The 18755-nt window shown below is 67.8% G+C and carries 20 protein-coding genes; 11 read left to right on the top strand and 9 right to left on the bottom strand.

Annotated elements, in window-relative coordinates; all coding sequences use genetic code 11:
- Positions 1-96 precede the first annotated feature (96 nt).
- The 3 genes from ACFYL4_RS01935 to ACFYL4_RS01925 all read right to left on the bottom strand — a co-directional run bounded on the left by ACFYL4_RS01935 (position 97) and on the right by ACFYL4_RS01925 (position 1799).
- The gene (locus ACFYL4_RS01935; RefSeq protein WP_387515678.1) at positions 97-417 is read right to left on the bottom strand and encodes a hypothetical protein; all 321 of its coding nucleotides are present in this window, start codon (positions 415-417) and stop codon (positions 97-99) included.
- Positions 417-1016 carry an ATP-binding protein gene (locus tag ACFYL4_RS01930; protein WP_387515676.1) on the bottom strand — a complete coding sequence of 200 codons (600 nt, stop codon included), beginning with the start codon at positions 1014-1016 and terminating at the stop codon, positions 417-419. Before ACFYL4_RS01930 ends, ACFYL4_RS01935 begins: the two co-directional genes overlap by 1 nt.
- Before the next feature lie 297 nt (positions 1017-1313).
- Positions 1314-1799 carry a hypothetical protein gene (locus tag ACFYL4_RS01925; protein WP_387515675.1) on the bottom strand — a complete coding sequence of 162 codons (486 nt, stop codon included), beginning with the start codon at positions 1797-1799 and terminating at the stop codon, positions 1314-1316.
- Between the two features lie 223 nt (positions 1800-2022).
- Here ACFYL4_RS01925 and ACFYL4_RS01920 point away from each other — a divergent pair, with 223 nt between their 5' ends.
- The 6 genes from ACFYL4_RS01920 to ACFYL4_RS01895 all read left to right on the top strand — a co-directional run bounded on the left by ACFYL4_RS01920 (position 2023) and on the right by ACFYL4_RS01895 (position 4679).
- Complete coding sequence (locus ACFYL4_RS01920; RefSeq protein ID WP_387515672.1) at positions 2023-2829, top strand: Scr1 family TA system antitoxin-like transcriptional regulator; 807 nt, start codon at positions 2023-2025, stop codon at positions 2827-2829.
- Complete coding sequence (locus ACFYL4_RS01915; RefSeq protein ID WP_387515670.1) at positions 2826-2993, top strand: DUF397 domain-containing protein; 168 nt, start codon at positions 2826-2828, stop codon at positions 2991-2993. The genes ACFYL4_RS01920 and ACFYL4_RS01915 overlap by 4 nt, the downstream gene beginning before the upstream one ends.
- 19 nt (positions 2994-3012) lie before the next feature.
- Complete coding sequence (locus tag ACFYL4_RS01910; RefSeq protein ID WP_387515668.1) at positions 3013-3258, top strand: DUF397 domain-containing protein; 246 nt, start codon at positions 3013-3015, stop codon at positions 3256-3258.
- 338 nt (positions 3259-3596) lie between these two features.
- Positions 3597-3767, top strand: a complete 171-nt coding sequence (locus ACFYL4_RS01905) for a DUF397 domain-containing protein (protein WP_387515666.1) — start codon at positions 3597-3599, stop codon at positions 3765-3767.
- Positions 3768-3943: 176 nt separating this feature from the next.
- Entirely contained in the window at positions 3944-4543 is a 600-nt protein-coding gene (gene cyaB, locus ACFYL4_RS01900; protein WP_387515664.1) for a class IV adenylate cyclase, read from the top strand.
- Positions 4544-4553: 10 nt separating this feature from the next.
- On the top strand, positions 4554-4679 hold the full coding sequence (locus ACFYL4_RS01895) for a hypothetical protein (RefSeq protein WP_387515662.1): 126 nt from the start codon (positions 4554-4556) through the stop codon (positions 4677-4679).
- Between the two features lie 154 nt (positions 4680-4833).
- Here the strand turns inward: ACFYL4_RS01895 and ACFYL4_RS01890 are convergent, their stop codons facing one another.
- Positions 4834-5436 carry a TetR/AcrR family transcriptional regulator gene (locus ACFYL4_RS01890; RefSeq protein WP_387515660.1) on the bottom strand — a complete coding sequence of 201 codons (603 nt, stop codon included), beginning with the start codon at positions 5434-5436 and terminating at the stop codon, positions 4834-4836.
- A gap of 312 nt (positions 5437-5748) precedes the next feature.
- Between ACFYL4_RS01890 and ACFYL4_RS01885 the strand changes: the two genes are divergently transcribed.
- From ACFYL4_RS01885 to ACFYL4_RS01865, 5 genes are all read left to right on the top strand, one after another.
- Positions 5749-6618, top strand: coding sequence for an alpha/beta hydrolase (locus ACFYL4_RS01885; RefSeq protein WP_387515659.1), 870 nt, complete (start codon positions 5749-5751; stop codon positions 6616-6618).
- 73 nt (positions 6619-6691) lie between these two features.
- Positions 6692-6829, top strand: coding sequence for a hypothetical protein (locus ACFYL4_RS01880; RefSeq protein ID WP_357758929.1), 138 nt, complete (start codon positions 6692-6694; stop codon positions 6827-6829).
- Between the two features lie 442 nt (positions 6830-7271).
- The gene (locus ACFYL4_RS01875; RefSeq protein WP_387515657.1) at positions 7272-8129 is read left to right on the top strand and encodes an aldo/keto reductase; all 858 of its coding nucleotides are present in this window, start codon (positions 7272-7274) and stop codon (positions 8127-8129) included.
- Between the two features lie 220 nt (positions 8130-8349).
- Entirely contained in the window at positions 8350-9636 is a 1287-nt protein-coding gene (locus ACFYL4_RS01870; RefSeq protein ID WP_387515655.1) for a hypothetical protein, read from the top strand.
- Positions 9637-9671: 35 nt separating this feature from the next.
- Positions 9672-10064, top strand: a complete 393-nt coding sequence (locus tag ACFYL4_RS01865; protein WP_357758937.1) for a hypothetical protein — start codon at positions 9672-9674, stop codon at positions 10062-10064.
- A gap of 160 nt (positions 10065-10224) precedes the next feature.
- Here ACFYL4_RS01865 and ACFYL4_RS01860 read toward each other — a convergent pair whose 3' ends face one another.
- The 5 genes from ACFYL4_RS01860 to ACFYL4_RS01840 all read right to left on the bottom strand — a co-directional run bounded on the left by ACFYL4_RS01860 (position 10225) and on the right by ACFYL4_RS01840 (position 18697).
- Positions 10225-10737: a DUF3558 family protein gene (locus ACFYL4_RS01860; protein ID WP_387515653.1), complete on the bottom strand. Its 513-nt coding sequence runs from the start codon at positions 10735-10737 to the stop codon at positions 10225-10227.
- Between the two features lie 121 nt (positions 10738-10858).
- Complete coding sequence (locus ACFYL4_RS01855; RefSeq protein ID WP_357758942.1) at positions 10859-11287, bottom strand: hypothetical protein; 429 nt, start codon at positions 11285-11287, stop codon at positions 10859-10861.
- Between the two features lie 74 nt (positions 11288-11361).
- Positions 11362-14025 (bottom strand): ParA family protein, encoded by a 2664-nt coding sequence (locus tag ACFYL4_RS01850; RefSeq protein WP_387515651.1) that lies wholly within the window; start codon positions 14023-14025, stop codon positions 11362-11364.
- A 511-nt stretch (positions 14026-14536) separates the two neighbouring features.
- Positions 14537-17539 (bottom strand): AAA family ATPase, encoded by a 3003-nt coding sequence (locus ACFYL4_RS01845; protein ID WP_387515649.1) that lies wholly within the window; start codon positions 17537-17539, stop codon positions 14537-14539.
- Positions 17540-18697, bottom strand: coding sequence for an exonuclease SbcCD subunit D (locus tag ACFYL4_RS01840; protein WP_387515646.1), 1158 nt, complete (start codon positions 18695-18697; stop codon positions 17540-17542). It lies immediately after the preceding gene.
- Positions 18698-18755: the final 58 nt, after the last annotated feature.

The raw sequence follows: 18755 nt of genomic DNA, 5'->3' as shown, positions 1-18755 counted from the left end.
ATCTGCTTTCTCTTCAACGGGGTGTGGGTTGTCGGCCTGCTCTGGGGGTGTTAGCGCACCTGCCAGAGCCTTTTTCATGACCGCCTTCGTCAGGCTTCAGGCGGCGGTTGGGGGCTCCGGGGCGTCGTTGTGGTCGGCGCGGTGGTGGTGGGAGAGCAGTCGGGACCCTGGTACCGGCCTGTTGCCGGGAATTCGGGTGGGGGCGGGGTAGTCGTGTACGGCCTGGTCGATGAGCTGCATGGCCCGTTCGGCGTCGCCTTCTTCGCGGGCGATTCGCAGCGCCTCTTGGATCATGGGGATGCGGTTGCGCAGGGTGTGGTTGTGCCACACGTCCTCCTGCGCGGGGGTCAGGTGTCCGGGGGCGGTGAGGGCGTTTTCGGCGCTTTCGAGCAGGTCCCTGGTGTCGATGTCCAACATCAGCACTCCACCTCGTTCTTGCCGATGTCCTCGGCGTCGTCGGTGTCGATCTGCATCCACGGGTTGTCGGTCAGGTCGTAGGCCAGGAAGAACCACACCTGCCGGAACTTCGGGTCGCCGTTGTCGCCCCACCGGTCCGCGAGCGCGTCGATCAGCGCCAACCCCCGACCGGTCGCGGTTTCGGCTTCGATGTCGGCGAACGTGGCGGCGGTGAAGGTGCCCTTCTCCTGCGGGAGACGGCTGCCCTGGTCACGGCAGATCAACGTCATCCCCTTAGCACCCCGATCCACCGTCAACGTGTACGTACTGCCGCGTTCACTCGACCGGCTGTGGGCGATCGCGTTGTTCGCCAACTCCGACCCGAGCAGGGTGAAGAGGAACTGGTACTCCTCACACCGTTCGGCTGCGCTGGTGTCCAGGAACGCCCGCACCAGGGGCATGAGTCCGGGGAGCCCGGCGAAGGAGTACTGCCGCTTGCGGTACGGGGGTCCCACGGTGCGGGAGAAGTAGTGGGAGTGGAACGGCTTGATGAAACTCGCCACGGGGGCTACCACTTCGCGGTGGGCGAGTTCGGGGGAGAACGGGGGCGCGGGCCTCATGGGGTGACCTCCAGGCGTCGCAGTCCGGCGAGGACGTTGCGCAGGACCTCTACCGGGACGGTTTCGACGGGCCTGCGAGGCGAGGGGATGACGGGTCCTCGCAGGTGGCCACGGGGGGTTCCGGGCGCTTGGGTGGGCCATTCGGGCGGGGGCCTCAGGTGGTCGGGGTTCATGGTTCTGCTTTCTCGGAGGTGTTCGTTGGGTTGACTGAGTCAGCCCTGGGCGGTGGGCGTTGCGCCGGATGCTCGGGCTTGGGGCTCTGTATCTGTGTGTTGAAAGAGTCGGGTGCGGTGTGGGCTAGTTGAGGTCGAGGACGGCTTCGACGGTGGTCTGTTGGACGCGGTCGCCGTCCCAGGTCCAGGACGGCGACCAGGAGAAGGCGAGGCGGTCCAGGACCGCGAGCCCGGACACCTGCGTCCCGGCGTTCAACCGGGGGTGCTCGGGCGCAGTGGTGGTGCGTGGTCCCTGGTCGGTCACGTACAAGCGCGGGAGCTTGGGGTGGGTCTGGTCCAGGACCACGCGGACGGTTCCGCCGGGCAGGCCCGACCGGGAGTGCCGGTGGGAGTTGCTGACCAGGATGCGCGCGATGCGAGCCAACCGGGTGCCCTGGACGGGGAGCGCGTTCCGACACCAGGCCGACAGGGCCCGGTACTCCCGGCTGGGGCCGAGCAGGATGCCGTGACGGGCGGGCTCGGAGAACCGGAGGACGCGGGGGAAACGTCCGGGAACAACCGGCGGCACCGGTGTCTCCTGGTTGGCCTGCATGTGTCTCACCTCGGTCATATCGGGGTGGCTCTCAACCCAGGTGGCCACTCGCAACATCGGCTCCCTGGGCCCTGCTGAACTTCGGGTTGTCGCACCTCTGCCCCAAACCGGGTTCTGGCGCTCGGGTGGGCGTGCCGATAACTTGACACATGCGCAGGTCAGGGCGCTATAACAACAGTGAAACTGTTCTTTTCTGGTTCTATGAGTGGCGAGGTGTTGTCTTCTGTTGTTCACTGTTGCTATGCCGAAGGATCAGATGCGAAAGTGGGTTCCTTTTGGTGCGGCAGTGCGAAAGCACCGGACGGACCTGGGTCTATCGCTCGCAGGCGTAGGAGAGCGCCTGGGGGTCAGTGGGGCGATGGTCGGATCGATTGAGCGCGCCACAAGAGTCGCAAAACGCCATCATGTGGACAAAATGGAAGTGCTGTTCGCGACAAGGGGTGAACTTCTGAGCTTCTGGCGGGACACGCATCTTGAGGGGGCAGTCCCAGAGCAGTTGAAGAGCGCTCTTTCGCTCGAACGGAAGGCGACGCAGATCCGTGAGTATCAGTCCATCATCTTCCCTGGCGTTATTCAGACCGCTAGCTATGCGCGTGCGCTGGTCAAGGCGCGAACTCCTGAAGCAACCGGAGACGAAGTCGACGAGATCGTGCGGGCGCGTGTGGTCCGGCTGGAGGCACTTCGGGCACGAGGAGTCAGGTTGTGGTTCTTGGCCGACGAAGTTGTCCTCACTCGCCCGGTCGGCTCGCGAGAGGTTCTGATCGAACAGCTGGCATGGGTTGAGGAGCTGGTCAAAGCCGGTACTATCCGATTTCAGGCGATCCCACTCGACGGTGCGCCGGGCTTGTGCGCCCCCTACCGCGTAGTCGACCTCGGTCCACGTAGGCAGGCCCTCTATCTGGAGAACGCCATGGGGGGTGAGATCGTAGACACGGAGAAGACCGTGCGTGAAGCCTACGACCTGTTCAGTGCGATGCAGGGCGAGGCGCTGTCAACGCGGGCGACTCTAGAGGTGATCAGCAAAAATAAGGAGCGGTGGGCCGCATGAACGAGTGGCACAAGTCGAGTTACAGCGACGGTGGTGGCGGTAACTGCGTGGAGGTCGCGGAAGGGTCGGTCACGTACATTCGCGACACCCGGTACCGCGAGCTTGGCCATCTGGAAGCTCAGACAGCGGAGTGGACGGCCTTCCTGAAGGCGGCTATCTCTTAGCTTCGAGCTAACCGGCCCCTTGCGGGCCGAGGCCCTGTCACCAGCCAAGTCCATCGAGCTGATCCAAGATCTAGTGAAGGGGCATGAAATGAAAGAAGCGTGGGTCTGGCACAAGTCGAGCTACAGCGCCAACGGCGCCAACTGTGTGGAGGTGCTCGAAGGGCAGCAGGTTACGGCGATTCGTGACACACAGAACCGCCATCTGGGCCACCTGGAAGCTCAGGCGGTAGAGTGGGCGGCCTTCCTGAAGGCCACCACTGCTTAGATCCAGGCCGAGCGCCTCTGAAGAGAAGTGAACCGGACCCCGCCAGGGATGTTGGCGGGGTCCGGTTCGTGTTGTGCCTGTTCAGGCTACCTGTAGAGGAAACGCATCGCCAGGACCAATGGCCTGAAAGAACCGTTCATAACTACTGTCCCAGCTTTCACGACTGGCCCCTGGCACTGGTCAGGCGGGCGAACGATCGCTTTCTGGATAGTCCAAAGGGCCGAGATCTTACACATAGTGACTGAAATGATCGAGGCTGATTTACTGAGATCCAGCCTAGATCGCTTCTTGGGTGCGACGCTGAGTACCTGACCGGACGGAAGGCGGAGGAGATTCTCATGACGAAGTGGCACAAGTCGTCGCACAGCAACGGTGAAGGCGGCGACTGTGTGGAGGCTCGGGCGGCGGGTCAGGGTGCGCAGATGAGGGACACCCAGAACCGTCACCTGGCCCAGCTCGACGCTTCCGCCGCTGAGTGGAAGGCGTTCGTGGCGGCCGTCCGCCTCTAGACCAACGCTCACGGGCCCCACCTGCGAACCTGGTGGGGCCGGTTCTCTTCCGTAACATCCCGGTGTCGGATTCCCGGATGCTGGACGAGGCACTGGCGGTGTTCGAGAGTCGTTCAGCAAGCACAACCTCGCCCGCGTCTTCACGGCCCTGGCCTTCGGAAGGGGATGACTCCTCGATGCCACTGATGGAGATCGAGCGCAAGCGTGCGTTGGAGAGTCGCGAACTCCTGGAACAGCGACTCGAACAGTCCGGTTTCGTCGCGACGGGGCCGACAGTGGAGACCGACACCTACTACAGCAGGCCCGACGTCGACTTCCTGGTCACGGTCGAGTGCCTGCGGGTTCGGGAACGTGACGGCGGGTGCGAGGTCACCTACAAACCCGCCTCCGACTCCACCACCCACAGCACCACTGGTGTCATCGCCAAGCAGGAGACGAACGTGGCGCTGGCGGACACCGCCCAGGCCGCGCACGCCCACGCCCTTCTGGAGGCGTTGGGAATGGTCCGGCTCGCCCGGGTGGAGAAGTCGCGCACGTGCTACCGCGCCTCAGGACGACCGGAACTTTCGGTGGTGGTGGACACGGTGACGGGCCTGGGGTCGTTCGTCGAGACCGAAGTCGTCTCGGCGGGCTCTCACCAGGAGGCCGTACGGCAGCTCGAAGAGACCGAACGGCTCCTGGAATTGGGTCCCCACCCGGTGGTGACCTCGCCCTATCGGGACCTGTTGTTGAGCGTCCAAGCGACTGAGGACGCGATGCCCACCTCCATGCCCTGACCGGGGGGCCATGCTTGGTGAATCGATCCACACCCCAAGGACCGAGCTGCTCGTCAACTGGGGGCCAGCCAAGACCGACCAGAAGCCGGACCTCGTTGATCAACCGACCTACGACGAGTTCACAGCGACCGGATGACGTGAGGCCGGGGGCATTGCGCACCGACTACCAGTAGTCCAGGAGCGACTCGCTCTGCGAGGAGAACGTCACGGCGTGGAAGGGTGTCTCCTCCAGCTCATCCTCATCGATGGGCGTGTAGGGGTCCTCGCGAGTGGCGGTCGCCCTCGGGGGCTCACTGCTGGTCCGTCGACCCCTGGCTCACGAGGCCTGACGGCGCGCGATCCTGGCCCTCGAACGCCGCCAGCGAGGTGATGAGGCGCTCTGCCGCGGCGTCGACCTCGGCGGTCGGGCTCAGCAGCCTTTGCAGCAGGAGTCCTCGCAGGCACGCGGTCGCGACGATGCCCTGCTGCCTGGCGTCGGCCGCCGAAGCGCCGTCGCGCAGCGCGGCCGCTTCGAGAAGGTGCTCCAGGTGGTCGATGTCGACGACGAGTTCCTGGAGCGCGTCGCGCTCGTAGACCGCGAGCCCCACCAGGTGGAAGAAGGCGTTCGTGCGGTCCTCGTGTGCGGGGTCCGAGTAGAAGTTCCAGACGACTCTGCACAGCGCCACGAACCCGAGCTCGTCGCCGGTCGCCGCGATCACGAGGTTGTCGCGGCGGCGCGCCTCCAGCAGCACCGCGCGCAGCAGTCCCGGCCGCGACCCGAAATGGTACGTCAGCAACGTGTGGTGCACGCCGAGCCGCTCCGCCACCTGGCGCATCGACAGGTTCGGGCTGGGGCCGTTCTCGCCGAACACGTCGAACAGCGCCTCCAGCAGGCGCGTCTTCCCTTCCCCCACCGGCGATCTCACGTTGCCTCCGTTGACAGTTTCACCACTGTTGAGTACGTTATCGCACATCCAATTCACCACTGTTGAGTTCGATGCCGCGGGGCCGTGACGGGGCCCGGTGACCGACGCCTCGACGCCGTCCACCAGCGCCGACGCCGACATCGGTCGGGCGGCGCGGACGGGACGATCCGCCTCGGGCCTCGGGCACGCGCCGACGGGGTCACGCGCCGACCCGACCCGCTCCACGACCTCAGGGTGATCGCCGGTCCACACACGGGCGCCCACTTCGTCAGGGCGGCCGCCACGAAGGGGAGAGACCCGATGAGCGAGATGCTGCACGGCTGCCTGCCGGACACCGAGTACCTGGAGGTGACCGCACGGTCGGGGCGCCGCTTCGGCGTCTGGGTGACCACACCCCCCGGCTACGCGGACTCCACCGAGCCCCTACCGCTCGTCTACGTGCTGGACGGCAACTGGACGGTGGGCTTCACCGCGCCCCTCGTCGTCTCCCAGGCGGACCCCTACCTGACCATCGCCCCCTACATCCAGGTGAGCGTCGGCTACGCCGGTGAGGAGGCCGAGGACTGGGCGCAGATCCGCAACCGCGACCTCGTGCCGCCGGGGGAACCCGTCGGTGACGACACGCTGGCCACCCTCAGGGCGGCGCGCGAGACGGGCGCGATGACCCAGGAGCAGGTGGACGCCTACCTCGCGGAGCTGACGGCATCCCGCGCCGACGCCTTCCTCGACTTCCTGACCGACGAACTCCACCCCCACCTGCGGTCGAGGCTGCGCGTCAGCGACTCCGGGCACGGCCTCTTCGGCTACTCCTACGGGGGGCTCTTCGCCCTCTACGCGTGGCTGCGCGAGACGGGGCTCTTCGCGAGCGTCGGTGCGGGCAGCCCCGGTGTGGCCAGTGCGCACAGCCAGGTCTTCACCCTCGTCGAAGCCCTGCCCGAACCCGGCGAGACATCGACCGCACCGCGGCTGCACATCACGCTGAACGAGGCCGAACTGCTGGGCGAGATCCCCTTCTACCGTGGCATGGCCCGCCACGTCCTCGCCGTGGTGGAACGCATGCACGCCAGGGGACGATCGGAGCAGGTGACCAACGCCCTGTTGCGCGAGACCCACGTCACCGGGGTGCAGGCCTCGTTCCTCAGCTACCTGAAGACCTCCCACCGCCGCTGACGGCCCAGTGGCGCGCGCGGCGCGCGTACGGGTGGGCCCCGGGCCGTTGTGCCTCGTGGCACCGGGAGGCGCCGTGTCCGCCGGGACCCACGGCGGTCTGCGCAGCCTCCTACAGAGCACGGTCCCCGAGCACTCCCGACCCGCCGCCCTGGGCGTGGAGGAAACGGTGAGCGCGACGATCTGGGCGGCGTCCCCGCGTTGGTGGGTGTGATCGTCGCCGTTGGGGCGGGTGGCCGGTCGGCGCGATGGCCGCGGCCTCGTTCGCGATCGATACCCATGGTCCGTCAGGATTCGGCGTTGCCGAGGCCCTGCTTCATGAGCTGCAAGTACGCCGCTCGTTCAGTGGAGCGCTGAGTTCGTCCCTGCGGTGTTCGATCCTTGCGGATGCGAAAATGCGGAGCACCCCTTGAACCGGGGTGGTGCGACGACCACCAGAACCCAAGCTCGTCCGGTTCCGTCGATCAGCGGACCTCTCACCGCCCGAAGCGCACACCTCGCTCCACCTCGACGCGGGCCGGGACGCGCCGTCAGCCGACGGCGTGCGGGGGAAACCTCCCAGGATGCTGCCCGCACGCTGGTCACGACCCCCGCGCCGCACCATGGAGACACCGGGGGTGGACCCACCGCCGAACGCGAACACGAGGGGGCAATCCGTGACGGTCCTGAACGAGACCTACGACCTGGCCAACGGCGTGGCCATTCCGAAGATCGGTCTGGGGACGTGGTTCATCGACGATGGGAGCGCCGCGCAGGCGGTCCGCGACGCCGTCGAGATCGGGTACCGCAACATCGACACCGCCCAGGCCTACGGCAACGAACGCGGCGTCGGGGAGGGGGTGCGCACCAGCGGCGTCGACCGGTCGGAACTCTTCGTCTCGACGAAGCTCGCCGCGGAGATCAAGGACTACGACCGCGCGGCCGCCGCGATCGACGGATCGCTCACGGACCTCGGGCTCGACCACGTCGACCTCATGCTCATCCACAGTCCTCAGCCCTGGAGCGACTTCCGCGGCGGTGACTACGCCGAGGGCAACCGCGAGGCCTGGCGCGCCCTGGAGGACGCCCACGAGGCAGGGAAGCTGCGCGCCATCGGGGTGTCCAACTTCCTGCGGTCCGACCTGGACAACATCCTCGGGTCCTGCTCGGTCGCGCCGCAGGTGAACCAGGTGCTCGTCCACGTCGGCAACACCCCGACCGAGCTCATCGACTACTGCGAGAGCAGGGACGTCCTCGTGGAGGCGTACTCGCCGATCGCCCACGGGGAGATGCTCGGGAACCCGGAGGTCGCGGCGATGGCCGAGAGGTACGGCGTGACCGTCCCGCAGCTGTGCATCCGGTACACGCTACAGCTGGGCACCGTGCCGCTGCCCAAGACCGCGAACCCCGAGCACATGCGCGGCAACGCCCGGGTCGACTTCGTGATCTCCGACGAGGACATGGAGGCTCTGAGGGCCGTGCGCATGCGGGCCTACGGCAGGCACGACGTGTTCCCCGTCTACCGGGGCGAGTAGAGGGCGCGAGCCCGTCCGTCTTCTGGTGGGAGCGGCACCCGGTTCCACGCTTACCGCCCGGTGAGAGTGGGCTCACCGGGTCGGCCGACATGTCCGGTCATAGGACGACACGGGTCGCCGCTCATACGCCAACCAGGTGGCCTGGTCGACAGCATCCTTCCACAACAGGGCACGGGTGTTCTCGACACGACACCCGACACGACCCGAAAGGGAGATCGCCGTGGCCACCGAGGAAAGCGTCAGCATGTGGCTCCGCTACGCCCAGAAGCTCTCAGAGATGATCAACGCCGGGCCGGGCGAGGCGGTTCAGGTGACCACCCCCAGCACCCCGTGGGACTGGGGAGGGCAGACGCCCCCGCCCGGAAGCCTGCCCTACTCCCTCTGGTCGCTGCTGAACGTGGTCCCCTCCAACCCGCAGGAGCAGACCAACACCAACGCCGCCGCGGGCAGCTCCGGGTTCGACCACTCCTACCGGGTGTGGATGAACGCGCTCGCCGTCGGCAACCTCGAACACGACACCCACTACAAGAGCCTCCAGGCCTCGGCGAACGAGGCCCGGCGCAAGTACACCACCGACTACCAGGCCGCCCAGGCGCAGTGGAAGAACACCGTCCCCTCGGGCACCCCCGACTTCCACACCTGGCTCAACGACCCCGCCCAGTTCGCCCTGCTCGACCAGATCAACAACGACAAGCAGGACGTCCTCGACAAGGACCAGCAGCTCCGCGACTACGTCAAGCAGATCGAAGCACCCACCAAGGACATCCTCGACGCCTACGACAACCCCCAGTACCAGGCGACCTTCTCCAGCGCCGCCGGGAACGTCCTCGAACGCAAGTGGAACCTCGGCACCGGCAGCCCCTACCCCATCGACTACGTCATGGAGATCACCGGCAGCAACTTCGGCGGTGACGCCACGAACGGCACGGCATCCTCCCTGGAGATCAACCAGGACACCGCCGAGTACGACTACACCGAGCACTACGCCGAGTGGGGCGGCGCCACCTGGCTGGACTTCCTCGCCGCGGGCCTGGCGGGCAACCGCAAGGACGTGACCGCCTGGGGCCACAGCCAGGGGTTCACCGTCAAGATCGACTTCCAGGACGTGCGGACCATCCCCGTCAGGGCGGACGGCTGGTACTCGGGGGTGGACGCGTTCAAGGACGGCCCCTACGCGACCGGCTTCTCCAAGTACAAGAGCGGCAGCGACAACTACTTCTTCGGCGCTGGCGGCTCCCTGAGCCGGATCTACACCGGCATGGTCGTCGCCTACCGGCCCAAGGTCACCCTCACCACCTGGGAGTCCTACAGCAGCTACCTGTACTCCTCCTGGCACGACGAGGGCGGGCTCGACTTCGGGCCGCTGGACTTCGGCACCGAGGAGAGCGGGGAGAGCACCTCCGCCAAGGTCGAGCAGGACGGCGCGACCCTCACGCTCACCTCGACCGCGAACTGGCCGATCATCCTGGGCATGAAGTCGTCCTGGACCGTGCCCCCGAACGAGTAGGCCATCGGCCGAACACGACGGAAAGGACGGGGACCGTGCCCGTACGCGTTGTCCTGTGGGAGGAGAAGGAACCCTTCCAGAGGCCCCGGTTCAGGGCCGACCAGGCCCGGCAACTCTGTGCCGAACTCCGCGGCCACTACGCGGACTTCTGGCGCACCCAGGGTTCCACGACCATCATCACCGACGGCACCTTCCGCATCGACCGACAGGGTCCCAACACCAACCCGCCAGGAGTCCGCCTGCACGTCCAGCGCCAGGGCTCCAGCCTGGCCGCGGTGCTGGTCGACCGGAGCCTGGAGGAGTACGTGGGCAACCAGGCCGCCCAGAGGGAGGTCGAGGCGCGCGTGATCGAGGCGTTCGAGAACAGCATCGGCAACGGTGCGGGCGGACAGGCCCGCTACTGGCGAGTGACGGGGTCCTACCCGTGACCGACCGTCAGCCGGTGATCGGCGCGGGCCCGCGTTGCGCGACGCGGGCCCACCCACGTCGGGAAGCGGAGGCAGGGCGTCGATCCGGCGCACCGGCACGGGTTCGTCCGACGGCACCCCGCCGAAACGCGATCCGCGGTCTCCGGTCGTCGGAGGATCGTCAGCCCGCGGACGCGTGGGCGACCACGACCCGGGCGACCTCGACCGCCCTCTCACACGCCTCGTCCGCGCTGACCTGCACGTACACCGAGTGATCGTCGGAGACGGCCACGCTGAGGTTGCACGAGTCGGGGAACCGCGTGGTCACGCCCGGGTACCCCTCCACGTGGACGTACGTCTGGCCCTCCCGGCCGGAGAACGCCGCTTCGATGACTCCGGCGACGGCGTCCCTCTCCTCGTGCGTCTCCACACGCACGTCGACGCTGGCGTCGACCCGGTTGGTGTAGAAGCAGTTCGTGTCCGACTGCGCGCTACCGGAGCCCTCCTGGTCCAGGATGCCCAGCTCACGGGCGGTGGGATCGGACACCAGGGCACAGGGGTGAGCGTCGCTCGGGTCCCACGCCGACACCTCGAACTGGCGGATGGAGTCCCGGTCCGCCAACTCCCGGTCGGCGGCGCAGCCGCCGACCAGCAGCACACCCGCGACCCCGGCGACCGCGACCCTTGCCCACATACGACGCCGCTCCGTCCCTCGAACGCCCGGGGCCGGTGGGGCCCCGGGCACGAAGGTACAGAGCGGCGCGGAGGGAGCGGGCCGCGTGGCCGGAAACGGTCACGGCGAACCCCGGACGGCATCAGACGACGAAGGCGGTCACACCGGTGACGAGCAGGCCCACGGCGAGGCAGATCACCAGCCCGCCGAGCAGCACCGACGCGGACGGCCGCAGGTCGCCCAGCCCGGCGCGCCCGCTCACCAGGGCCTGGCGGCGCGCCACCACCGGCAGCAGCGCCACGTTGACCGCGTACATCACGGCGGCCACGGCGCTCGCCGTGGCGAAGCCCGCCCAGAACCCACCGCCGCCGGACATCACGTTGAACGCGGCCAGCGACGGCAGCATCACCAGCAGCAGCACCGAGGCGGCGCCGAAGACGGTGAGGAGACGGGGCGATGACCCGCGCGCACTCCCGGAGACCACGAGGAGGAGACCGATCAGGGCCGCCACCATGATGGCGCCCCCGATTCCGAACACGGCGATGTTGACCAGCGAATTCACGCTGGTCATTGTCGCACCGCCCGGCGGCGGACCCAACCCGGGGTGGCCCGGCCCGGGTTGGGCCACCCCTCGGGGGTTCGCGCTCACGGTGTGCGCACCACACGTGCTCGTCCCTGGGTGCGGAAGCCCAGCGCGTGTCGGTAGATCTCAGGCATTCGGTATCTACCGTCTGCGTCCTTGGCGAGAGCACCCCACTGCCTGAGCGCGTCGATGTGTTCGGTCTTGAGGTTGAGATCCTCCGCTTCGAATGGAACTTTGACATCTGGGTATTCCGACATCTGTGTCAAGAGTTCGCCGAGTGGTGGGTTCTCCTGCCGGATCTCCTGGATTTTTTCCTCGCTACAGACACTGAGTGCACGCCGCATGGCGGCTGGGGTGAGGACGCGATCGTCCCACCTGTTGTCTCCTTGAGAACTTTTGGCCGCTTCTCGGAGGAATCGAACGATATCCCGGGCTTGGATTTGGTCGTTGAAGTCAGCTAGCGCAGCTGGGACCCACCGGTCGCTTGATGCTTCTCGGGACTTCTCGGAACCAAGTTTCGCCCCCCAGAGCGGTAGAAGTGCTTCGACCAAAGCATCATCCCCCATGTCGGAAATCGGTTGCTTGGGGGTTGGGATGGAGTTAGCCTGAGTCGATACCCACAGTGCTAGGCGTAGGGCATCTTCGGTGTCCCACCTGAGTTCGTAGGGTGAGTAGCGATCAAGGAACTGGCCAAGATTCTGTCGGATCGCGGAAACAACGAGATCACGTCGAATAAAGACAATCAATCCGATTTCTCGTTGGCGTAGTCGTCGCATCCATGCGGGAACCCCGAGAAGTAGTGTTCTCAGTGCGATTCGCTTGGCCTCTGTGTTCAGAGTCTCAAGCCAGTCTTCGAGTCCATCGATGACGAAGACAAATGCTCTCGATGGGTCTTGGCTCAGCCCCATGAGGTAGTCCTGGGGGGAGCCTTCGGCATTCTTTCCGGCTGCTCGGGCGAGGCACTCGAGCCAGATCTCGAGCCAGTTCTCCGGGTCAGATTCCTCGCTGTTGAGACCGGCGTTGAGCAGGCTGAGAATTCTGTCAGCTGTGATCCCCTCTCCGCCTGCTGCGATATCGCGAAGTTGCTGTGGTGTCGTCGATGTGTGTCGACTCTCGGAGATGTTTACGGGGTCGAGAACTGGCACGAACGAAGCGTTTCTCTCAACCGACTGCTCGTTCTCCTCGGCGAAATTCTTCCACGTCCCTCGTGCGCACATCCTTGCGAACGTGAAAGTCTTTCCGGAGCCTTTGGCTCCGACCATGACCGCCACAGGAAGGTCTGTGCTGTGGTCGGAGATGATTCTGCGCACAGGCTCGGTTGTGAGAAAGCCGAGACCGTGGTCCATTCCACGGCGTTCTGCGTATACGAGTTCTCCTGCGCTCTCTGCCAGTGAGCGTCGTCGCTCATCCAAACTGGCCGGTTCCTGAGGCGGTGGTTCGGGGGTGCTCCGCAGGCTTGTACCCAGCTCGTCCAGAAGGACAGGGAGCGAGCAGCGTCGAATCACCTCGATGACTGAATCCCAGTTTCGAGGAAGGGCGAGCAATTCTTCTCGGAAGGGGCTGAGAATGGGTGCCGTGAGAACCTGTTCGTCTACTGAAAGATGCTCTTCTGTTTCCGTGTCGCTGATGGCGATCATGCTGGACAGCGCCCGTGAGAGGGTTTCTCGCGCCTCGCTGGCGTGGGCGTCGTGTAGATCGATGCGGAACTGAGTGACGATCGCGCTGGGGATGGGGTCAGTTCCGGCGAGGGCTGGTGACTTATCGCCTAGTTGTCGAATCAGCCCCTCCGTTCCCTGGAGGGACTGGTCGCTCACGGTCGTAACGAATACCCGATTGACGCGGGGGTCGAGCAGGATGGGGGCAGATAGTTCCGTGGCTCCCGCTCGCAGGTCGATGATGACGGTGTCTACATTTGCGGCGATCGCCAGCTTGGCCAAGGAATCACTGAGGAAGTATGGCGATCGATCCTCGGTGAGTAGGTCGTCTGGGCTGATGATCGGAGGGCTGAGGCGTTTGCGTCGGCTCGCCGGAAGAACTGATACTCGCCCCGTGCCTGGATACCGAGATGCCTGTTGGTTCGGAAGGTATGAGGCGGCTATTTCTACTGCCTTGGTGGGGTCTCCCTGGCTGCTTGAATGAAGAAGAGCCAGAAGATCCTCGTATGCGATGTCACAGCGCCCTCCCTGCGCTTGGTACATCCAGGTGATTCCTGGGGCTTCCAGGTCGGCATCGATAAGAAGGACGTGCTGGCCCTGGGAAGCAAGGCGATCGGCGAGGGCCAGCGCGTGCAGGGTGCGTCCCACCCCACCCTTGAACGAGTGAAATGCGGTGATTTGGCGATCTTCTGCAAAGCGATCCGTCTTTGGGCGAGGAAGAGGTTCGCTGAGAGCCGATGTCACTCTGCGTTCGCGCAGACGGGGAGAGCGCGGAACTGAAAGTGAGCTCGAGTTCTCGATGAGGCGGACCGGGAGAGATTCGGGGCTTTGGGATGACGGCCGATCGAGGATCAGTTGCATGTCGTCTGCGCCGGGAGTGGCGATGGAACCAAGGCCAAATTGCTGATCAAGCCACGTCCGCACGATTTCAGGCGTTGTGCCAGGGGCCACGGTGAGTTCCAAGGAGTCCCACCAGGCGTCGACTTCTGTCAGCCAGTCGGGCCAGCCGTGCTCAATCGCAACTTCTGCCAGTTGCGAATCAATGTCGACCCAAGTGAAAATCTTTCCCATCATGGATTGGCTATCCCTGTCTCGATTTATCTACCAGTATTTTCAGGGCCTCTAGTGCGGATTTTTCTGAAGACTGGTTCAGTTCTGCACCGTACCTCCACGCCTCGTGCAATTGGTGGCCCTCGATCCAGTCGCCGCCCTTGTGCCTTCGACATCTCAACGGATCTGGGCCGGGTGATGGGTCTTGCCAGTTGAGCGCTTTGGCGAGTCGCCGAAGGTCGTGAGTGCGTAGGTCAGCTGGTAGCGCAGAGGTATCTTTGCGTCGAATGTTCCAGCGTAGGTATTCAGCCTTCATTCCGCACTCGGCTGCATAGAAGTAGAGTAAGCCTCCGACTGCATGCTCTTCGTTCTTTTCTGCGGTTGCTCCTTGGGCTGCTAGTCGTTCTCGACTTCGCCTCAATTCGCCTACACCTACATCCACCATGATCATAGAATACCGAATGACCTGTGAGCTTGGTTGAAAATCAACCACCTGGTGCTTCCGTGAGAATTTCTATTCGCCTGAGTGGGCTCAGCCGTGGTGCTCCACGCGCGAACCGGCGGCGCCCTTGACCACGCGCAGGCGGGTGGTGACGCGTTGGCGGAGGTCGGCGACGTGGCTCACCACCCCCACCGCCCGACCCCCGTCGCGGAGCCGGTCCAACACGTCCAGGACCTCCTCCAGGGTGTCCTCGTCCAGGGTCCCGAACCCCTCGTCCACGAACAGTGTGTCGATCTCCGTACCGCCCGCCTCGGCCGTGGCCACGTCACCGAGCCCGAGCGCCAGCGCCAGGGAGCTGAAGAACGTCTCCCCTCCGGACAGCGTCGCCGGGTCGCGTTCCACCCCCGTCCAGCCGTCCACGACCCGCATGCCCAGCCCACCGGCCGACCGCGACCTGCCGTCCCCGGCGGCCTTGTCCACGGTGTAGCGCAGCTCGTACCGGCCGTCCGACATCGTCAGCAGCCGGTGGTTGGCCGCCTCCACCACCTGCTCCAGGCGGGCGGCCAGCACGTACGCGGACAACCGGACGCTGTCGGTGTTGTCCGGCGAGGTCCCCGACGCCAGGGTGCTCAACCCCTGCGCCACGGCGTAGCGGCGCAGTACCGGCTCCGAACCGGCCAGCCGCTCGTCGAGTTCGGTGCGCAGGGCGGCCAGGCGGCGGGCACGGTCGGCGAGCATCCCCTGCCAGGCCACCGCCCGGTCGGCGGCGCGGTCGGCCCGTTCGGCCTCGGCCTCCAGGAGGGCGCGGTCCGGCGCCGCCTCGCGTTCGGCCCCGACCAGGGCGGGATCGGCCAGCCGTGCCTCGACGGCCGCCCACTGGTCGTCGAAGTCGCGTGCACTGGTCCTGAGCTCACGGCGCCCCGGCTCGTCCAGCGCGGCCTCCAGAGCCTCGGCCTCGTCACCGAAGCGGGCCTCGGCCAGGCAGCGCGCGGCCTCGGCGGTCGCGGTCCGCAGCTCCTCGGCGGCCCGGCCGCGCGCCTCGACGGCGTCGGCCGCCCCGCGCAGCGACTCGGCCTCGCCGCGCAACCGGGCGATCCGTTCGGCCAGCCCGGCGTCCTCCCCGCGCGCCCGGTCCAGCAGCGCGGTCAGCCGCAGGTGCTCCCGGCCGCCCTCCTCGCGGCGGGCGGTCAGTTCGCCCTCCTCCCGGGCCAGCTCGCCCTCCCGCCGACGGGCCCCATCCAGGTCGGCCGTGACCTGGGCCAGCTCCTCCTCCAGGCGGTGCGCCTCGCGGGCGGCGGCGCGGGCGTCGGCCAGCTCCCGGCCCCGGACGTCCACCTCCTCGGCGGCGGCCTCGACGGTGCGGCCCTCGGCGCGCTCGGCGGCGGCCGCGCGCCGCTCCCGCAGCGCCACCACGGCGTTCTCCGCCTCGGTGCGCCGGGCGGCCGCGGTGTCCGCGGCCCTGTGCGCCGCGCGCTCCTCGTCGGCCGACACCAGCCCGCTCGCACTCGGCCGGGCGGGAGCGGGGTGCTCGACGGACCCGCACACCGCGCAGGCCTCACCGTCGGCCAGACCGGTGGCGAGTTCGGCGGCCATGTGCGAGACGCGCCGCTCCCGCAGCTCCTGGGCCCGGTCGCGGGCGGTCTGGGCGGCGTCGACCGCGAGCCGCCGCTCCTCCTCGGCCCGTTCGGCCTCGGCGCCCAGACGGCGCTCGTCCTCGGCGGCGGCCCGGCGCCGCTCCGCGAGGTCGAGGGCGGCGCGCGCCGGGTCGGTCAGACCGGACCGCTCCCGGGCCCGGCGCAGCTCCTCGGTGACCGTCGCCACCCGTCCCGGCAGGGCCGCCACGTGTTCACCGGCCCGGACGGCCTCGGTGCGCACGGCCGCGATCCGCCGGTCCAGTCCGGCGAGGTCGCGGTGCAGGGCGCGGCGGCGCTCGGCGTCCGCGCTCAGCTGGTCCAGCCGGGCGAGTTCGTCGTGCCTGGAGCGTTCGGCCCCGCGCAGCGCCGCCGGAAGCCCGGTGGGGGCGGCGGGGTCCGACAGGTCCGCGGGGGAGAGGTCGGCGAGGCCGCTCACCAGGGCCAGCCGGTCGGTCACCGCGAGCTCGGCCTTGTCGAGTTCGGTGCGGCGGTGGTCGCGGGCGCGCAGCGACGGCAGCACCGCCTCGGCCCGTTCGGCGGCGGCCAGACGGGCGTCCAGTCCCTCCCGCCAGGTGCGCCGCTCGGCCAGCCGGTCGCGCCGCTCCCGGGCCTCGGCCAGCCGCCGTCTGCGATCCAGCAGCTCGCGCGCGACCGTCAGGGCCTCGCGGGCGAGGTCGCGGGCCCCGGTGAACCCGGCGGTGACCTCCCGGGCGTCGCGGGCGGTCGCGGCCTGCACCGAGGCCAGCTCGGCGGCCCAGGCGGTGAGCTCCCCGGGGGCGTCGGGGGCGGTGGACCGGCCGACCTCGGCGATCCGGCCGGAGACGGCGCGCACCGTTTCGTCGGCGGCGCGCACCTCGCGCTCCAGTTTCCGGGCGTGGCCGCCGAACCACTCCTCCACGTCGCGGAACACCCGGGTGTTGAAGATGCGCTCCAGCGACTTGCGCCGGTCGTCCGACTTGGCCCGCAGGAACCGGGCGAAGTCGCCCTGGGGCAGCATGACAATCTGGCAGAACTGGGTGAGGGTGAGCCCCACGAGGTCGCCGACGAACTGTCCGGCCTCGTCCGGGCGGGTGGTCACCCCCTCCCACCGGTCGCCGCGCCAGTCGAGCACCCGCACCTTCTGGTTCTCGGTGACGGTCCCGGTACCGCGCTTCTTGGGCCGTTCCCAGCGCGGGTTGCGCTCGATCCGCACCCGGCGGCCCTGGACGGTGAACTCCAGGGTGACCTCGGGCCGCACCCCGGGCGCGGCGTGGTCGCTCCTGGGGGAGCGGTCCTTGCCGCGCGCGCCGGGCACGTCGCCGTAGAGCGCGAAACAGACGGCGTCGAGCACGGAGGTCTTGCCCGCGCCGGTCGGACCGTGGATCAGGAACAGCCCGCCCCCGCCGAGCCGGTCGAAGTCGACGGTCTCGGTCCCGGCGAAGGGCCCGAAGGCGGTCATGGTGAGGGTGTGCAGCCGCATCTAGCGTGTCCCTTCCTGGACGCGGACCTCTTCGACCGCGCGGTCCACCAGCGCGCGTTCCTCGGGTGTGGCGGCGCTGCCCCGGGCCCACTCGACGAAGTCGGCGACCACCTCGCGTTCGGGGCGTTCGGCGACGGAGGCGGTGACGGGCCTGCGCTCGGCGTCGGCCTCGTCGGGGTCGAACTCCAGCATGAGGGTGTGCGGGAAGCGCTCGCGCAACCGGTCCATGGGCTGGGCCGGGCGGCGGGGGTCGGTGAGGGTCACGTGCAGCCAGTGACCGGTGTGCGGCTCCCAACGGTCGTCGGTGAGCAGGTCGTCCAGCCTGCCCCTGATCCGGGAGAGCGGCCGGGGGACGGGGGCGTCGACGAACTCCGCGCCGGCGAAGCCGTCGGCGTCCAGGTCCACCACCCAGCAGCCCTTGCGGTGGTGCTGCTCGGAGAAGGAGTAGGCCAGCGGGCTGCCCGGGTAGCGCACGGACGGCGTGATGGTCTGGCGTCCGTGCAGGTGGCCCAGGGCCACGTAGTCGACGCCGTCGTAGACCGAGACGGGCACGTGCGAGGCGCCGCCCACGGAGATGTCGCGCTCGCTGTCGGAGGGCTCGCCCCCGGTGACGAAGGCGTGGGAGAGCACCACCGAGCGGGTTCCGGGGCGTTGGGAGAGGTCGGCCCGGACCAGGCCCATCGCGTGTCCGATCGCCGCCGGGTGGCCGCGCTCGGGCAGGTCCCAGTGGTGGCGGGCGATCTCCGGCTCCAGGTAGGGGATGCCGTAGAAGGCCACCGGTCCGTGCTCGTCGTCGATCACCACGGGGGTGCCCACACCCTCCAGCGAGCTGCGCAGGTGCACCCCGGAGGCGGCGATGAGGTCGGTGGCGAAGGACATCCGGGCCATGGAGTCGTGGTTGCCGCTGATGAGCACCGCCCGGGCCCCGGTCTCGCGGACACGGCCCAGGGCGCGGTCGAACAGCCGCACGGCGTCCACCGGAGGCAGGGCGCGGTCGTAGAGGTCGCCGGCGACCACCACCACGTCGATCCGTTCCGCGTGGATGGTGTCGACGAGGTGGTCGAGGAAGGCGGCCTGGGCGTCGACGAGGTTCTCCCGGTGGAAGGAGCGACCCAGGTGCCAGTCCGAGGTGTGCAGCAGGCGCATGGAACTGGACATTACCCAAGATCGGCCCGGTCCCGCCCGGGGAACCGTCCGCCCTGTGGACAACTCCCGG

This window comes from Nocardiopsis sp. NPDC006938 (genome assembly GCF_042869555.1).
In the GTDB taxonomy this organism is placed as follows: domain Bacteria; phylum Actinomycetota; class Actinomycetes; order Streptosporangiales; family Streptosporangiaceae; genus Nocardiopsis.
Note: the sequence above shows the minus strand (reverse complement) of the source record. Positions and strands in the feature narration are given on the sequence as shown.

What these genes read in the sequence shown, in the direction of transcription:
- ACFYL4_RS01935 (WP_387515678.1), bottom strand. Translation starts at nt 417, where the DNA reads ATGTTGGACATCGACACCAGGGACCTGCTCGAAAGCGCCGAAAACGCC.
- ACFYL4_RS01930 (WP_387515676.1), bottom strand. Translation starts at nt 1,016, where the DNA reads ATGAGGCCCGCGCCCCCGTTCTCCCCCGAACTCGCCCACCGCGAAGTG.
- ACFYL4_RS01925 (WP_387515675.1), bottom strand. Translation starts at nt 1,799, where the DNA reads ATGACCGAGGTGAGACACATGCAGGCCAACCAGGAGACACCGGTGCCG.
- ACFYL4_RS01920 (WP_387515672.1), top strand. Translation starts at nt 2,023, where the DNA reads ATGCCGAAGGATCAGATGCGAAAGTGGGTTCCTTTTGGTGCGGCAGTG.
- ACFYL4_RS01915 (WP_387515670.1), top strand. Translation starts at nt 2,826, where the DNA reads ATGAACGAGTGGCACAAGTCGAGTTACAGCGACGGTGGTGGCGGTAAC.
- ACFYL4_RS01905 (WP_387515666.1), top strand. Translation starts at nt 3,597, where the DNA reads ATGACGAAGTGGCACAAGTCGTCGCACAGCAACGGTGAAGGCGGCGAC.
- cyaB (WP_387515664.1), top strand. Translation starts at nt 3,944, where the DNA reads ATGCCACTGATGGAGATCGAGCGCAAGCGTGCGTTGGAGAGTCGCGAA.
- ACFYL4_RS01895 (WP_387515662.1), top strand. Translation starts at nt 4,554, where the DNA reads ATGCTTGGTGAATCGATCCACACCCCAAGGACCGAGCTGCTCGTCAAC.
- ACFYL4_RS01885 (WP_387515659.1), top strand. Translation starts at nt 5,749, where the DNA reads ATGAGCGAGATGCTGCACGGCTGCCTGCCGGACACCGAGTACCTGGAG.
- ACFYL4_RS01860 (WP_387515653.1), bottom strand. Translation starts at nt 10,737, where the DNA reads ATGTGGGCAAGGGTCGCGGTCGCCGGGGTCGCGGGTGTGCTGCTGGTC.
- ACFYL4_RS01855 (WP_357758942.1), bottom strand. Translation starts at nt 11,287, where the DNA reads ATGACCAGCGTGAATTCGCTGGTCAACATCGCCGTGTTCGGAATCGGG.
- ACFYL4_RS01850 (WP_387515651.1), bottom strand. Translation starts at nt 14,025, where the DNA reads ATGGGAAAGATTTTCACTTGGGTCGACATTGATTCGCAACTGGCAGAA.
- ACFYL4_RS01845 (WP_387515649.1), bottom strand. Translation starts at nt 17,539, where the DNA reads ATGCGGCTGCACACCCTCACCATGACCGCCTTCGGGCCCTTCGCCGGG.
- ACFYL4_RS01840 (WP_387515646.1), bottom strand. Translation starts at nt 18,697, where the DNA reads ATGTCCAGTTCCATGCGCCTGCTGCACACCTCGGACTGGCACCTGGGT.